Source organism: Streptomyces inhibens (assembly GCF_003389455.1).
GTDB classification, from domain to species: Bacteria; Actinomycetota; Actinomycetes; order Streptomycetales; family Streptomycetaceae; genus Streptomyces; species Streptomyces inhibens.
Genome location: NZ_QUAC01000198.1, coordinates 44,630 through 60,398 on the forward strand (window position 1 = coordinate 44,630; position 15,769 = coordinate 60,398).

A 15,769-nucleotide genomic window follows, 5' to 3' on the forward strand; every position below is an offset into this window, starting at 1 on the left:
ACGAACAGCCTTACCACGAAGGCTCGTTGGTGATGCTCCGCCCGGTCCCCGCCTGAGACGGCGGGCAGGAGACGAAGCTCAGTACACATCGCGGACATAGCGCTTCTCGGCCGCGAGCTGCTTGACGTAGCCGGCCGCCGCGTCCTCCGTGAGGCCGCCGTGCGCGACGGCGATATCGCGCAGCGCACGGTCGACATCCTTGGCCATCCGGGAGGCGTCACCGCACACATAGAAATGGGCACCGTCCTGGAGCCAGGCCCACAGATGGGCGCCGTGCTCGCGCATCCGGTCCTGGACATAGACCTTGGCGCGCTGATCACGGGAGAAGGCGGTGTCCAGACGGGTGAGCAGCCCGTCGCGGCGCAGCCCGTCGAGTGCGTCCTCGTAGTAGAAGTCCGTGGCGCGGCGCTGTTCGCCGAAGAAGAGCCAGTTGGGGGCGCGGTGGCCGCGGGCGCGCCGCTCGTCGAGGAAGCCGACGAAGGGCGCGACGCCGGTACCGGGGCCCACCATCACCATCGGGGTGACCGGGTCGGCCGGCGGCCGGAAGTGGGCGGTGCGCCGGACGAAGACCGGCACCGGGCTCCCCGGCTCGGCATCGGCCAGAAAGGCCGAGGCGACGCCCTTGCGCGGGTGGCCGCGGTGGTTGTCGTAGCGGACGACGGAGACCGTCAGACGGATCAGCCCGGGGTCGGTCAGCGGGCTCGACGATATGGAGTACAGCCGGGGTTGCAGCCGGGTGAGCACGGCGGCCCACTCCGCCGCGGCCGCCCGGACCGGGTGTTCGGCGATCACATCGACGGCCTGCCGGCCCCAGGCCCACTGCGCGAACTCGCCCTTGTTGTCCGGCCGTAGCAGCTTCTTGAGGACCCGGTCGCCGGTGCGTTCGGCGACCAGCCGGAGGAGACCCGGGGTGATCGTGGTGATGTCCAGATGGCGGTGCAGGGCCTCGCCGAGCGGCAGGGCGCCGAGGCCGGTGAGGTCCACGGCGGCGGCGGGGTCGAGCCCGGCGATGGCCAGCCACTCCGCGACCAACTCGGGGCAGTTCTGCGGCTGTACGCCGAGCGCGTCGCCCACCTCGTAGTCCAGCGGTGTGCCGTCGCCGTCACGGGTGTCGAAGGTGAACCGGCGCACCTCCTTGGTGGCACCGGGGCGGCTCAGCAGCTCGTTGCCGACGAGCCGGGCGAGGGCGGGCGCGGCCTTGGAGGGGCGGGCGGCGGCCGGGGCGGGGGCCGAAGCGGTGCCCGGTGCGGCGGTGCGCGGATCCACGGCGGTGTCGTCCTCCGCCCCGCCGCCCGGCTCCGCGCCGTCCGCCAGGGCCGTGAGCACCTGATCGAGCCACTGCCCCGCGGGCTGCTCGTAGTCCGGCTCGCAGTCGGTACGGGGCACCAGCCGCACCGCGCCCAGCTCGGCGAGGCGTGCGTCGAGCCGCCGGCCGTGGCCACAGAAATCGTCGTACGAGGAGTCGCCCAGCGCGAGCACGGAGTAGCGCATCCCGTCCAGCCGCGGAGTGTCCGGCGCGTTCAGGGTCTCCCAGAAGCCCGATCCGTTGTCGGGGGCGTCGCCGTCGCCGAAGGTGCTGGTGACGATGAGCAGATCGGCGCCGCGCGGCAGCGTGGCCGGCGCGCTGTCGTCCATGCTCAGCAGCGTCGTCTCCCGCCCGCTGCCCTTCAGCCGCCGGGCCGCGTCGGCGGCGATCTCCTCGGCGTTGCCGGTCTGTGAGGCCCACAGCACGATGAGCGCACGGGTGGGCGTGGCGCCGGCCGCCTCGGCGGGCCCGTCCGCCGGGTCCGCCGTCGTCGGCGAGGTGCCCGGAGCGCGCGAGAACATCCCGGCCAGCACCCCGTTGACCCACAGCGCACTCTCCGCAGTGAACGGCGCCTGAGCCGGCAGTACGGGCGTGCCGACGGCGGGTGCGGAGCGGAGCCCGGCGAGAAAGCCGGACAGGTAGCGGCGCTCGTGCTCGGCCAGCACCGGCGGCGCCGGATCGTCGACCCGGAACACCTCGGCCAGCACCGCCAGCGCACCGCGGCCCCCCGGCCCGTGGCCGTCACCGTGCTCCGCCGCACCGCCACCGCGCGCCGTACCCGCCCCGCCCTGCGGATGTCCGACATCGCCCGCGACCCTGGCCAGCGACACCGCACACACCTTGAACCCGGGCTGGAAGGAGACCGGATCGACCGCGTCATGGGTCACCGCGTTGACGCTGAGGTACTCGCCGAACAGATCGTTCCAGTGGAACGGCGCAAAGCAGTTCCCCGGGCGCACCCGGTCGGTCACCACGGCGGGCAGCACCGCCCGGCCGCGACGTGAGGCGACCTCCACCGCGTCCCCCTCCCCGATGCCCAGCGCCGCCGCGTCCTGCGGATGGAGCTCGACGAACGGGCCGGGGTTGAGCCTGTTCAGCTTGGCGACCTTGCCGGTCTTGGTCAGGGTGTGCCACTGGTGCTGGAGCCGGCCGGTGTTCAGGACGAACGGGAAGTCGTCGTCGGGCATCTCGGCCGCGGGCAGATGCGGCCGGGCGAAGAACACGGCCCGGCCGGTGGCGGTGGGGAAGGACAGCCGGGGCCGGCTGCCGTCCGCCCGCTCGTCCAGCTCCTGGCTGACGCCGTCGTTGAGGTAGCGCACCGGATTGCGGTCCGGCCCGTCGGCGGCGGCGCTGGGCCACTGCACGGGAGTGCGCCGCAGCCGCTCGTACGACACCCCGCGCAGGTCATACCCCGTCTGCGGGTTCCACGCGCGCTTGATCTCCTCGAATATCTCCTCCGCGCTCCGGTAGCCGAAGGCCTCCTCGTACCCCATCTCGCAGGCGATCCGCGCGATGATCCGCCAGTCCGGCCAGGCCTCGCCCGGCGGGTCGGCGGCCTGCCGCACCAGCGTCAGATTGCGCTCCGAGTTGACCATCACACCCTCGGACTCCGCCCACATGGCGGCCGGCAGCACCACATCGGCGTACGCATTGGTCTCGGTCTCCGCGAAGACGTCCTGCGCGACGACGAAGTCCGCCGCCTCCAGCCCCTCGATGACCGTCCGGCGGTTGGCCACCGAGGCGACGGGGTTGGTGCAGATGATCCAGCACGCCTTGATGTCCCCGTCCGCCATCCGCCGGAACATCTCGACGGTGCCCTGGCCGGCCCCGTCCGCCCGCAGCGCCCCCCGCTCCAGGCCCCACAGATCCTCGATGAACGCACGGTCCTCGGCCACCAGCGCCGACCGCTGCCCGGGCAGGCCCGGCCCCATGTAGCCCATCTCGCGGCCGCCCATCGCATTGGGCTGGCCGGTGAGCGAGAACGGGCCGCTGCCGGGGCGGCAGATCGCGCCGGTCGCCAGATGCAGATTGATCAGTGCGTTGGTGTTCCAGGTGCCGTGGGTGCTCTGGTTCAGGCCCATGGTCCAGCAGCTCATCCACGCGCCCGCCGTGCCGATCCACTCGGCGGCCTGCCGGATGTCCGCCTCCGGGATCCCGGTGAGCTCCGCGACCGTCGCGGGCGGATAGTCCTGGAGGAAGGCCGGCATGGCCTCCCACCCCTCGGTGTGCTCGGCGATGAACTCCGTGTCGACCTGGCCGTTCTCGACCAGCAGATGCAGCAGACCGTTCATCAGCGCCAGATCCGCACCCGGCGCGATCTGCAGGAACAGGTCCGCCTTGGCGGCGGTGGCGGTGCGTCGCGGATCGACCACGATCAGCTTGGCGCCCGCCTTCACCCGTTCCATCAGCCGCAGGAAGAGGATCGGGTGGCAGTCGGCCATGTTGGAGCCGATGACGAGGAACACCTCGGCGTGCTCGAAGTCTTGGTACGAGCCGGGCGGGCCGTCCGCGCCCAGGGACAGCTTGTAGCCGCTGCCGGCGCTCGCCATGCACAGCCGGGAGTTGGATTCGATGTGCCCGGTGCGCACAAACCCCTTGGCGAGCTTGTTCGCCAGGTACTGCGCCTCCAGCGTCATCTGCCCGGACACATAGAGCGCGAGGGCGTCCGGGCCGTGCTCGTCGACGATCTCGCGCAGCCGCCGCGCGGTCTGCTTGATCGCCGTGTCCATCGCCGTGGCCACCGGCTCGTCGCCGCGGTCCGTGCGCACCAGGGCGCTGGACAGCCGCCCCGGCGCGGCGAGCAGCTCGGCGCTGGTCGCCCCCTTGGTGCAGAGCCGGCCACCGTTCGCCGGGTGCGCCTTGTCACCGGCGGCCCTGCGGACCGTACGCCGGCCGTCCGGGCCCGTCGCGACGTCCAGGACGATCCCACAGCCGACACCGCAGTACGAGCACGCCGTCCGCACCTGCGTGATGCTCTCTGTCAGCGGTTTCGGTGCGGTCACGGACGGTCCCCTTCGTGGTCGGATGCTCGCCCCGACCCTACGGATCGCCCGTTAACCGGGTGTCACGCCAGGAGATCACCCGTGGTTACGACGGCCACACAGTCGCCCCCGGCGCCCGGTGAGATCCGGCCGGCGGTCCGCCGCCGGCGCGCCACTCAGCCCTCCTCCGTCCCGCCCAGGAAGTGGAACCCCGGCCGCGGATGCATCAGGAAGTCATGGTGCGAGATGTTCCAGGCGTACGCGCCGGCCAGGCCGAACGCCACCCGGTCGCCGGCGCGCAGACCGGCGGCCGGGACGTTCCTGGACAGCAGATCCTTCGGCGTGCACAGCTGGCCGGTGAGGGTGACCCGGTCGCCCCGGGCGGCGGAGCGCGGCCAGGGGTGCGGCCAGGGCGCGTCGGACGGCAGGACCGTGCAGGGCTGGTCGTGGCCCTTGGTCGCGGGGGTGCGCAGATGGTGGGTGCCGCCGCGGACCACGGCGAACTCCTCGCCGTGGCTGTGCTTCACATCCAGCACCTCGGTGGCGTACCAGCCGCAGTACGCGGTGAGCGCACGGCCCGGCTCGATGCGCAGGGTGAGCCCGGGGTGGGCGGCGGTGAGCCGCTCCAGGCCCGCGCCGTACGCCGCCCAGTCGAAGCGGCGCTCCGGCGCGGCGTAATCGACGGCCATACCGCCGCCGATGACCACCTCGTGCAGTGTGATGTCGTGGCGGGCGGCCAGCCCTGCCGACCAGCTCACGATCGAGGAGGCCACCGCGAGCTGTTCCGCCGCCTCCAGACCACTGGCCAAGTGGGCGTGGATGCCGCGGAGTTCGAGCTGCGGGCAGGTGCCGTCGGTGAGCAGCCGGACGACGTCGTCGGCCTGGTCCGGGTCCAGCCCGAAAGGCGTGGGACGGCCGCCCATGGCGAGCGACACGCTGTCCAGCGCACCGTCGCCCACCGGCAGGTTGAAGCGCGGCAGCACCGTGATCCGGCGGCCCGGGGCCTGCCGGACGGCGAGGGCGGCGAGCATATGGAGTTCGTAGACGCTCTCCACATGGAAGCGCTCGACGCCCAGCTCCAGCGCCGAAGCGAGCTCCGCCGGCGTCTTGCCGGGCCCGCCGAAGGCCAGCGGGGATCCGGGCACGGCCTTGCCGACGTGCGCCAGCTCGCCGCCGGAGGAGACCTCGTAACCGTGCACATACGGCCGCAGCGCCGTCAGGATCTCCGGCTCCGGGTTGGCCTTGGCCGCGTAGTACAGCTCGACGCGTTCGGGCAGGGCGGCTCGCACCGCGGCCGCATGTTCCCGAAGGGCCGTCAGATCGTAGAGATATGCCGGCAGTTCCTCGGAGGACAGGGCCAGGGCGCGGTCGCGGACCAGCGGTGTGGGGGTGGTCATCGTGCGCTCCAGGGGGTGGTGTCGTCGGTGCGCCCGGCGCCCGACAGTACGGCCTCGGCCAGCGGCGAGGGCAGCAGGACATAGCCGGCCTCGCGGTCGGCCTTGCGCTCCCAGCGGGTGAGCAGATTGGCCTTGGCGGGCAGCGGGACGCCGGCCAGCAGGGCGGCCAGCCGCGGCGGGCAGCCATGGCGGTCCGCGTGGGTCTGCAGGGTGCGGCGGACCTGAGCCCACAGCTCCGCCTCGGTGTCCGGGTGCAGATCGGCCAGCGCCGCGAGCATCTCGGCGACATGGTTGACCAGCAGGCAGTACACGACGCGGTCCCAGCCGCGCTGGGCGTCGTACGTCATCGGCGCAGCGATCTGCTCGGGCAGCGAGGCCAGCAGCCCGGCGTGGTGCTCGGGGACGAGCTTGGTGCCCTCCAGGTCGCGGAAGAGGACCTGTGCGGGCATGCCGTCGCCGTCCACGCAGACCAGGACGTTCTGCAGATGCGGCTCCAGCACCAGACCGTGGTCGAAGTAGGCGGCGAGCACCGGCGGGAGCAGCAGGTTGAGGTAGGCGGCCCACCACTCCAGCGCGGCCTGCGGTCCCGCGCCGTCCAGCAGACGGGAGATATGTGCCGGGCCGGTGGGGTACTCATCGGCGACGGCGGCCGCCAGCAGCGGGGTGGTGCCGGGCAGCAGCCGCTGGGACAGGCCCTCGCGGACGATGACGCCGAACCCTTCGAGCAGCTCGGTGTCCGGGCGGCCGTCGGCGCCGGGCAGCGCCAGGCTGCGGTAGGCGGGTTCGCGCAGCACCGCGCTGCCGGGGAAGCGGGTGGCGAGGCCGGTGAGCACCGGTGCCAGCAGCCGGGTCAGCGCCACCGCCCCGGACAGCTCGTAACTGGCGTTCTTGCGAAGGCAGTTGGTGATCCGGACGTTCAGGCTGAACTTGAGGAACGCGGCGCCGTCGTAGAGCGTGCGCACGGACGCGGTCGCCGCGAACGGCAGCTCACCGCTGCCCAGTACGCGGATGTCGGCACGGTCCAGGGCCTTCTGAAGGCCGGGGTGGTCGCGCAGCAGCTCGTACTGCCAGGGGTGTACCGGCAGCAGCCGGTAGCCGTCCGGGACGCCGGGATGCAGCGCGTCCAGCGGTGCGGTGGCGGCGTCGTCGACGGCTTCCTCGGCGATCAGCTCCTCGCGTACGGCGAGCAGCAGCAGCGGGAAGACGGCCCCGGTCTCGGGCGCGTACGACTGCCAGGCGGCCAGGTCGCCGGTGCGGGCCTTGGGGGTCGGGTGGAAGCGGTGGCCGAGGATCAGCGACTGCTCGGAGACGACATAGCCGGTCTGCCAGTCCTCCGCGGCACGGTCCGCGGCGGCCGGGCGCTGCCGGGTACGGGCGGCGAGCGCGGCGGAGACGGCCTGGTGGCTGGAGGCGATCTGAGCCAGGAACTCCTCGTTGTGCACACCGGTCCGCAGCGACAGCTCGGCGTGCACATACTCGGCCAGCCGGCGCCAGCCGACCTCGGCCCAGCCGTCGGCGGTCTGCTCGGACACCGGGCCGGTGAACCGGTGCGCGCCGAGCAGCGACGTACGGCGCAGCGCGATGCGCAGCAGCACTCCGCGGCGCGGCAGTCGCAGCAGCAGCTGCCCGTTGTCGACGGCGGTCTGGTGCTCGGGGCCGGACACCTCGCGCAGCAGACAGTTCAGCAGGGTGTGCGCCACGGCCTCGTCGGCGGTGGGCAGGCCGGTGGGGGTGGTGGGGGCCGGGGCAGTGCCGGGTGAATTGGTCAGCGGAGGCATCGCGGGCTCCAGCGGGTGCGGGGGGAGACGGGGCAGCAGAACAGGGGCGGCGGTCGCGAGCAAGGTAACCAGGGCGATCGTGGTGCCGGTGAGGAGGGGCGCGGCCGGGCCGAACCAGTCGTTGCCGATCGCGGCGGCCACGCCGGCGGCGACCGCGCCGGCCTTGGAGAAGAATTCGATCGAGCCGAACAGCCCGCCGGGGGCGCGGCCCTTGGCGCAGTCCGCGGCCAGTACGGACAGGCAGACCAGACCAAGGGTGAGCCCGGCGCCGAGCACCAGGCGTACCACGATGAAGCCGGTGAGCGAGTCGGCCAGGCCGTGTCCGGCCAGACCGAGCGCGATACAGCCGAAGCCGAGCGCGATACCGAGCCGGGGGCAGGTGCGGAAGACGGCGTGCACCGCCATCGCCGCGACCAGATAGCACATATGGGGCAGGGCGAACAGCACGCCGGACACCATCGGGCCGGTGCCCGGAATCCGTTCCTTGATGAGGGAGATCAGGTACGGGAAGGAGATGACGGTGGAGAAGACGAAGGCGAACTCCAGGGCGTAGAGGGCGCGCAGGGACGCGACCGGGGAACGCCCGGCCGGCTCGGCAGCTGTCCCCCTCGCCGTCCCGGGCGTCCGCACGGCATCGATCTCCGCCGCGGCCGCCGGGGCTCCCGGCGGCTCCGGCAGCGCCGCGAGCATCACGGCCGCGGTCAGCGGCAGCACGGCCAGCAGGGCGTACTGGCGGTGCGGCGACAGCCACGGCGTCAGCGAGCCGACGACGATCGGGGCGAAGACCAGTGCCGCCCGCGCGCTGCCCTGCATCAAGGTCAGCGCCCGGGACAGCGCGCCGCCCTCAAGTGCAGCCCCCAGATAGCCGTTTGATGCGGCAAAGGTGCCGCCGAGGATGCCCTGGAGGACCAGCGCCGCGACGAACGTGTCCATCGAGTCGGCCCAGCCGGCCAGCACGAACGCCGCCGCCAGCCCCAACTGCGCCCGCAGCAGCAGCCGTTTCCGTCCGAAGCGGTCCGCGAGCCGTCCCCACAGTGGTGCGCCGATGGCCCCGAAGATGGTGGGGACGATATAGAGCAGACCGGCCCAGCGGGCGGCGCCGTCGCCGAGCTCGGGCAGGATCTCGGTGAGATACGGCGGCAGGCCGAGGGCGGCGAACGACGCCACGAAGTAGCAGCCGGCCACGGCGTGCACCTGGCGGCGCGCGAGGCCCGGGCGGTCCTTGGTTTCGACGGCGGCCGGCACGACCTGGCGAGAAGTGGCGGTCCTCACCGGGAAGTCCCCGTCGACAGCAGGTAGTTGGGGCCGGTGGTGTAGTGCTTGTTGATGTCGGCCGCGCCCGAACGCTCCTTGGAGAGCAGGGTCCCGGCGCTGACCATCGCCTTGATGGGGAGGTGCGGGGCGTCCAGGACGTACGCGCGCAGCGCGGCCCCCGGGTCGCCGGGGCCGGTGCCCAGCCGCTCGATGGCCTCGGCGAGCCGGTCGCGGACCAGACCCAGCAGCCGCGCGAGCGGTGCACGCCCGTGCCGGGCCAGCCCGAAGGCGTACGAACCGGCGCACAGATGGACGGTGATGGTGGCGAACAGGTCCAGCACCGGCCGGTCGTTCTCGGCGAAGATCCGAGGGTCGGCGAAGACCGTGGGGTCCACAGCGTCGGCTCCCAGCGTGTCCCGCAGCCGGGCGGTGTTGATCCGTGGCCCGTCGTTGTCCTTGAACAGCAGCCGCAGCCGGGTGCCGTCCGCCGCGTGGTCCAGCACCAGCGAGATGTTCTGCTGATGGGACTCCAGCGCGATGCCGTAGCCGAAGAGCGTGGTCTGCCAGTCGAAGAGCAGGGCGAGGCAGGCGTCCAGCAGGGCGAGCGGATCGCCGCCGTAGAAGCGGTCCGCGAGGTGGTCGATCACCAGCCGCCCGCCGGGCGCCCGGCCGAGCAGTGCGGCCATCGGCACCACGGCACTGCCCTCCAGCCCCGCGGGGTAGCGGCGGCACAGCACGGTCAGCAGCTCGTGGCCGGCGTGCGCGTAGACGGTCTCGTCGGCCTGCAGGACCGACTCCCGAAAGCGCGGCTCGCGGGCGATCACGGTCTCCAGCAGCCGCTGACCCTCGGCACCGTCGATGAGCGTACGGGGCTTGATGGTGCGCCGGTTCCGCAGGCCCAGCGTGGCGGTGGCCAGCGGCAGCTTCAGATGCGTCCGTGGGTCGGCGGTCAGCGCCACGGTGCGCATCGACAGGGTCGGTACGACATCGACCACGGCGCGCTCGGACAGCACCGCCTCGCCCTCCAGGCCGGTCTCGCGCAGCGCGCCGTCCAGCGGGTCGCCGAGCGTCAACGGGTGGATGGGAAGGGCGAGATGACTGCCGTCGAGGTGGGGGAGGCCCAGGTCGGCGGGCGTCGGCCAACAGGCGGGCAGCGTCGCCCCGCCGCCCGGCAGGGTGACCGCGGCGCGCGGCAGGGCGAGCCAGCGCAGCGTGAAGTCCGGCCGGAACTCGGGTGCGTACGCGCGCAGTTGGTCCTCGTCCAGCCCGGAGCGCCCGCGGGCGGTCGGGTAGACGGGGTGGTCGAGCCGGGCGGCGAGCGTGTCGTACGCCAGGCCGCCGTCCAGCCCCGACCAGCCACCGGGATCCGGTCCATGACGAAGGGTCAGTTCGTCCTCGACCTCGTCCCGGCTCCGGGCGTGCAGCCGCATCGTCGCCAGGGTCTGGCGGCACTCCTCGGCGAAGGCGTCGAAGCCCTCGTGGTCGACGGGATCGGCGAGCGCGCGCAGCGCCGCGAGGACCTCGTCGATCGTGGTCAGCCGGGCGCCGTCGGACTCGCGGACCAGGAGTGGCAGCCGCGCCGCGTACGCGCTCTGGTAGCCGTCCTCGCCGAGGGGCAGCAGCAGCGCCCCGGCGGCCTCGTCGGCGGGCAGCCGCAGCCAGGGGCCGTCCGGCCGCTCCAGCAGCGTGCCGCGGGTGCGCAGACCGACCACGTCCTCGCGCAGCAGCGCGCCGAGGACACGCAGCAGCAGCCCGGCTTCCTCGGCGGTCCCGGCCCGGTCGGTTGCGGTGTCGAGCGCGACGGTCACGACGATATCTCCCAGCGCTCGGCCGCGAAGAAGTCGTCCGACACCCGGTCCACGGCGCCCCGGTCGGTGCCGGTGGCCCGCAGTACGCCGAGGTAGTCGCGGTTGGTGCGGTAGTGCGGGTGCTCGGTGCCGACCGCGCGCAGCGGCCGGTAGGAGAGCCGTACGCCGTCCACCGTCCGGTCCGAGGCGGCGGGCGCCGCGGTGAGCGTCCCGGCCCGGTCGGCGCAGGCGTACTCCACCCGGCCCGCCCCGTCGCGCCGCGCGCCCAGGTCGGCGGGCAGCGGCTCGCCCAGGTGCGTCCGCAGGATGTGCTCGAAGAGGGGGATGCCCAGGACCTGCGCGAGCAGCAGATCGCACTGGTCCCCGATGACGCGGTAGTTCACCTCGATGAGCCGCGCGCGGCCCTCGTGCACCACGAATTCCGTGTGGCAGGCGCCGAACCCGACGCCCAGCGCGTCGAGTTGGGCCAGCACCTGCGCGACCACGGGTTCGGGGTGGGCGGCGACGAAATCGAGCCGCTCCTCGATGAAGGCCGGCGGGGCGGAGACGGCGGTGTGGAAGCCGCCCAGGACATGCCGTACGCGGCCGTCGCCGAGGGTCTCCAGGGTGTAGAGCTCACCGGCGAGGAACTCCTCGGCGACCAGCGCCGCCTGCGGGCGTCGCGCCTGGATCTCCTTGGCGAGCGCCACCAGCTCCTCCGGGCCCTCGGCGAGCACCACATCCTCGCTCGCCACGCCCTCGCGGGGCTTGAGGACACAGGGGTAGGGCAGGCCGGCGGCGGTGAGCGTGGACGGGTCCTGGCCGGCGGCGAGCTCCGCGGACCGTACGGTGTCGACGCCGGCCGCGGCGAGATGGCGGCGCATCTCGGCCTTGTTCTTGGCGCGCAGCGCGGCCCGCCAGTCCTTGCCGGGCAGCCCGAAGTACTCGGCGACCAGGGCGGCTTGGGTCTGCAGATGGTCGCTGTTGGTGAAGACCGCGGAGGCGGGGTGGTGGCTTGCCATGCGGGTGATGACGGCGCGGAAGTCATGGACGTCGCACTCCAGGACCTCGGTCCGAGGGGAGACGCGCCGGTGCGCTTCGGGCCGGTCCGTCAGGATCGTGAGATCGAGGCCGAGCCGGGCGGCGGCAGGAAGGAATCCATCGGTGACCGAGTCGGTGGGGTTGAGTGCGAGCAGGTACATCCGCATGTGCGGGGCCTCTTCGGGATCGAGGGCGGTGCGGGACATCGGGGCGGGGGCTGGGCGGGCTGTGGGGGCGGCGCCCCACCCCTGGGGATTCAGCTCTTGGGCAGCTGCACACCGGTGGCCTTGGCCACGTCGGCGAGCATGTGCTCCGCGGCCTGGATGCCGATACCGGACATCCAGGTCTCGTCCGGCACGTTGAAGACCCTGTGGTGCTTGACGGCCGGCAGGTCCTTCCAGACCGGGTTGGACGTGACGTCCTTCTGCTGGGTCTTGTCCGGCGTGTCCGCCACGGTCACGAACACCAGGTCGGCGTCGGCCTTGTCGATCTGCTCCGCGCTGACGTCGAGCATCGTCCTGGCCGGGTCGGTGGAGCTCTGCGACGCCGGCCGGGCCAGCCCGATGTCGTCCAGGACCACACCGCTGTAGGAGGACTTCTGGTAGAGGCGGGTCGGGCCGGCGACGAAGCGGACCACGGAGGCCGACGGCATCTTGCCGTACTTCTTCTTGATGGCCGCACCCAGCGCCTTGGCCCGCGCCTCGTACCCCTTGAGCCTCTTGTCGGCCTGCTTCTCCAGGCCCAGGGCCTTGGCGTGGACCTTCAGATTGGCCTTCCAGGGGCCGCCGGTGGTCTCGGTGAAGACGGTCGGCGCGATGTCCTTGAGCTTGTCGTAGATCTTCTCGTGCCGGACCTTGGAGGACAGGATCAGGTCGGGCCTGAGCGAGATGATCTTCTCAAGGTTGGGCTCCAGCAGCGGACCGACGTCCGTCACGCCCCCGATCTCGTCCTTGAGGTAGGAGGGGAAGCCGCCCTCGGTCTTCATGTGCGGGGAGACCGCACCGACCGGCTTGACGCCGAGCGTGGTGACATCGTCGAGCTCACCGGTGTCCAGGACGACGACGCGCTTGGGCCGGTCGGGGATCTTCACCTCGCCGCCGAGAGCGCTCTTGACCGTACGCGGGAAGGCACCGGCGTCGGCGCCGCCCTTCGCCGAGTCGTCGGCGGCGGGGGACGTGGCGCCGCCGCAGGCGGAGAGGGCGGCGGTGCCCAGGGCGACGGCGAGCAGTGCGGCCGGCAGCCGGCCAAGGCCAGGGGAAACGGATCGGTCCAGCATGAGGGTTCGACTTCCTGGGAGGGGACGGAGCGGAGAGGGAAACGCTCGTGGGGGAGAGCGGTCGGGTCAGGCGGTCACGGCGGGGTGCCGTTGCGCGCTGCTCTTGGGGACGACCAGCGGGGTGCCGGTCTCGGGGTCGGGGATCACCCGGCAGTCCACGTCGAACACGGACTTGACCAGCTCCGCGTCGAGTACGTCCGCCGGGGCGCCGGCCGCCGCCAGCTGCCCGTCCTTGAGGACCACGAGGTGATCCGCGTAGCGGGCGGCCTGCCCGAGGTCGTGCAGCACCATCACCACGGTGCGCCCCGCCTCGGAGTGCAGCGCGGCGACCAGATCGAGGACATCGAGCTGGTGCCGCAGGTCCAGGAAGGTGGTGGGCTCGTCGAGCAGCAGCAGATCGGTGTCCTGCGCCAGCGCCAGGGCGATCCAGGCGCGCTGGCGCTGGCCACCGGAGAGCTGGTCTACGGGCTGATCGCGCAGCGGGGCGGTGCCGGTGCGCCGCAGCGCCTCCTCCACCGCCTGGTGATCGGCCGACGACCAGGGGCTCAGCAGCCGCTGGTGCGGGTAGCGGCCGAGCCGTACCAGCGCCTCGACGGTGATCGCGTCGGGGGTGACCGGCTGCTGGGGGAGCAGCCCCATCCGCAGGGCGAGCGCACGGGCCGGCATCCGGTGGATATCGGCGCCGTCCAGCGCGACGGTGCCGGCGGCCGGCGCCAGCAGCCGGGTCAGACCGCGCAACAGGGTCGATTTTCCACAGGCGTTGGGGCCGACGACGGCGGTGACGGCGCCGCCGGGCAGCACCAGATCGAGGCCGCCGACGATCAGCCGGTCGCCGTAGCGCAGGTCGAGTCCGTGGGTGGAGAGCTGGTTGGCGGTCATCGGACACTCCTGTTGACGGAACTGCTCTGACGGATCATCAGCACCAGTAGCCAGGGCGCGCCCAGAGTGGCGGTGACCACCCCGACCGGCAGCCCGCTGACCGGCAGCAGATGCTGCGTCACCAGATCGGAGGCGAGCAGCAGTACGGCACCGGCGAGGCCGGACAGCGCCGTCGTCCCCGCGGTCGGCGGCCCGGCGAGGAACCGCACCATGTGCGGGACGGCCAGCGCGACGAAGGCGACCGGGCCGGCGAGCGAGGCGGCCAGCGAGGCCGGCACGATGGCGACGACCAGGACCTGGAGGCGTGCGGCGTGGGTGTTCAGGCCGAGCGCGCCGGCCGAGTCGTCGCCCAGGTCGAGTACGGCCAGCCGGCGGTGCAGGGCGAACGCGACGGCCAGCGCCACGGCCACCGCCCCGCCCGCCGACCACACTTCGGTCCAGGTCCGCCCGTACACCGAACCCGTCGTCCACTGCAGCGCCGAGCCGGCGAGCTCGGCCGGGAAGCGGACGACCATGAAGTTCACCGCCGCGTACAGGCCCGCCTGCACCGCGAGAGCGACCAGCACCAGCCGGGTCACACTGACCCCGGCGCGCCAGGCGAACACCCCCAGCAGCACCGCGGCGAGCAGCCCGCCGCCGAGCGCCGCCAGCGGGATCAGTGCCTGCGAGGCCCCGGCGGCCAGCATCGCCACCGCGCCGAACGAGGCGCCGCCGGTCACCCCCATCACATCGGGGGAGGCCAGCGGATTACGGAACAGCCGCTGGAGCAGGGCGCCGGCCACCGCCAGCCCCGCCCCCGCGACGATCGCCGCGACCATCCGCGGAGCCCGGAACTCCTGGACCACCAGCACGGTCGCGAAATCACCGACGCCGAACAGGCCCTTGACCGCGTCGACGGGCGGCAGCGGCATATCGCCGTTGGCCACCGCCACCGTCACCAGCGCGCAGAGCACCACGACGCCGGCGACGGCGAGCAGCGGTGTCCGGCGGCGCCCGGGCCGGTGCCCGGTGGCGGGAGACAGGGCGCCGGCCGGCTTCCCGTTCCGTACGACGTCGCTCATCGGGCCACCTTCCGGGCCAGCAGCGCCAGCAGCGGCGCGCCGAGGAACGCGCTGATGATGCCGACCTGTAGCTCGGACGGCCGGATGACGAGCCGTCCGAGGATGTCGGCGGTGAGCAGCAGCAGGGGGCCGGCGATCAGAGCGCCGGGCACCACGATCCGGTGGTCGGAGGTGCGCAGCAGCTGGCGGACCAGGTGCGGTGCGGCCAGTCCGATGAAGGCGAGCGGACCGGCCACGGCCACCGCGGACGCCGCGAGCAGGACGACGGCCAGACCGCCGGCGGTCCGGATCCGGGACACCGGCACGCCCAGCGCCTGGGCCGAATCGTCGCCCAGCGCCAGCGCGTTGAGGGCAGGGGCGATGACCAGCGCGATGACCAGACCGATCGCCAGGGTCGGCAGCACCGGGTAGAGCACCGCCAGTGGGCGCTCGGCCAGCGAACCGGCCAGCCAGAACCGGGCCTCGTCCAGTGAGCGCTTGCTGGCCAGCATGACCGTCGACGTCCAGGAGAGCAGTACGAGTTGCAGGACGGTGCCGCCCAGTGCGAGGCGTACCGGGTCGAGGTCGCCGGCGCGCCGGGCCAGCGCCTGGGCGAACAGTGCAGCGGCCGCGGCGCCCGCGAAGGCGAACCAGAGGTATTCGACGGGCCGGGTCAGATGCAGCGCATAGATCGCGGTGACGACGGCGAAACCGGCGCCCGCGTTGATGCCCAGCGTGGTGGGGGAGGCGAGCGGGTTGCGGGTGATGCCCTGGACGACCGCCCCGGCGACGCCGAGCGCCGCGCCGACCGCGAGCGCGACCACCGTCCGCGGCAGCCGGAGCCCCGTCACCACAATGGCGTCCCGCCCGTGAGCGGTTCCGAAGAGCGCGTCCAGCACGGTGGACAGCGGTACGGATCGGGCACCGAGGGCGAGGCTCAGGGCGGCGCAGACCGCCAGCGCGCAGAGCCCGGCCACGAACAGCGGTAAGCGCCGCAGGATGTTCGCGGCGGGGCGCGGATCGGGCACAG

The 15,769-nt window shown here is 73.0% G+C and carries 9 protein-coding genes and 1 pseudogene; all 10 read right to left on the bottom strand.

All coding sequences use genetic code 11. The features are described from left to right. Positions 1 to 78: 78 nt before the first annotated feature. The 10 genes and pseudogenes from DY245_RS24615 to DY245_RS24660 all read right to left on the bottom strand — a co-directional run bounded on the left by DY245_RS24615 (position 79) and on the right by DY245_RS24660 (position 15,767). A complete protein-coding gene (locus tag DY245_RS24615; RefSeq protein ID WP_128509408.1) occupies positions 79 to 4,308 on the bottom strand; it encodes a bifunctional nitrate reductase/sulfite reductase flavoprotein subunit alpha in 4,230 nt (1,409 codons plus the stop codon). Between the two features lie 155 nt (positions 4,309 to 4,463). Beyond that, entirely contained in the window at positions 4,464 to 5,684 is a 1,221-nt protein-coding gene (locus DY245_RS24620) for a type III PLP-dependent enzyme (RefSeq protein WP_128509409.1), read from the bottom strand. Continuing rightward, complete coding sequence (locus tag DY245_RS24625) at positions 5,681 to 7,462, bottom strand: IucA/IucC family protein (RefSeq protein WP_128509410.1); 1,782 nt, start codon at positions 7,460 to 7,462, stop codon at positions 5,681 to 5,683. Before DY245_RS24625 ends, DY245_RS24620 begins: the two co-directional genes overlap by 4 nt. Continuing rightward, positions 7,450 to 8,734 (bottom strand): annotated as a pseudogene (locus DY245_RS46685) (MFS transporter). The gene DY245_RS24625 and the pseudogene DY245_RS46685 overlap by 13 nt, the downstream one beginning before the upstream one ends. Further along, on the bottom strand, positions 8,731 to 10,524 hold the full coding sequence (locus tag DY245_RS24635) for an IucA/IucC family protein (protein WP_128509411.1): 1,794 nt from the start codon (positions 10,522 to 10,524) through the stop codon (positions 8,731 to 8,733). Before DY245_RS24635 ends, DY245_RS46685 begins: the two are co-directional and overlap by 4 nt. Beyond that, on the bottom strand, positions 10,521 to 11,711 hold the full coding sequence (locus DY245_RS24640) for an ATP-grasp domain-containing protein (RefSeq protein ID WP_128509452.1): 1,191 nt from the start codon (positions 11,709 to 11,711) through the stop codon (positions 10,521 to 10,523). The genes DY245_RS24635 and DY245_RS24640 overlap by 4 nt, the downstream gene beginning before the upstream one ends. A gap of 89 nt (positions 11,712 to 11,800) precedes the next feature. After that, on the bottom strand, positions 11,801 to 12,820 hold the full coding sequence (locus DY245_RS24645; protein ID WP_128509412.1) for an ABC transporter substrate-binding protein: 1,020 nt from the start codon (positions 12,818 to 12,820) through the stop codon (positions 11,801 to 11,803). A 66-nt stretch (positions 12,821 to 12,886) separates the two neighbouring features. After that, complete coding sequence (locus DY245_RS24650) at positions 12,887 to 13,699, bottom strand: ABC transporter ATP-binding protein (RefSeq protein WP_128509413.1); 813 nt, start codon at positions 13,697 to 13,699, stop codon at positions 12,887 to 12,889. Continuing rightward, on the bottom strand, positions 13,696 to 14,760 hold the full coding sequence (locus DY245_RS24655; RefSeq protein WP_128509414.1) for a FecCD family ABC transporter permease: 1,065 nt from the start codon (positions 14,758 to 14,760) through the stop codon (positions 13,696 to 13,698). Before DY245_RS24655 ends, DY245_RS24650 begins: the two co-directional genes overlap by 4 nt. Then, the gene (locus tag DY245_RS24660) at positions 14,757 to 15,767 is read right to left on the bottom strand and encodes a FecCD family ABC transporter permease (RefSeq protein WP_128509453.1); all 1,011 of its coding nucleotides are present in this window, start codon (positions 15,765 to 15,767) and stop codon (positions 14,757 to 14,759) included. The genes DY245_RS24655 and DY245_RS24660 overlap by 4 nt, the downstream gene beginning before the upstream one ends. Between the last annotated feature and the right edge of the window lie 2 nt (positions 15,768 to 15,769).

What these genes read in the sequence shown, in the direction of transcription:
- DY245_RS24620 (WP_128509409.1), bottom strand. Translation starts at nt 5,684, where the DNA reads ATGACCACCCCCACACCGCTGGTCCGCGACCGCGCCCTGGCCCTGTCC.
- DY245_RS24625 (WP_128509410.1), bottom strand. Translation starts at nt 7,462, where the DNA reads ATGCCTCCGCTGACCAATTCACCCGGCACTGCCCCGGCCCCCACCACC.
- DY245_RS24640 (WP_128509452.1), bottom strand. Translation starts at nt 11,711, where the DNA reads ATGCGGATGTACCTGCTCGCACTCAACCCCACCGACTCGGTCACCGAT.
- DY245_RS24645 (WP_128509412.1), bottom strand. Translation starts at nt 12,820, where the DNA reads ATGCTGGACCGATCCGTTTCCCCTGGCCTTGGCCGGCTGCCGGCCGCA.
- DY245_RS24650 (WP_128509413.1), bottom strand. Translation starts at nt 13,699, where the DNA reads ATGACCGCCAACCAGCTCTCCACCCACGGACTCGACCTGCGCTACGGC.
- DY245_RS24655 (WP_128509414.1), bottom strand. Translation starts at nt 14,760, where the DNA reads ATGAGCGACGTCGTACGGAACGGGAAGCCGGCCGGCGCCCTGTCTCCC.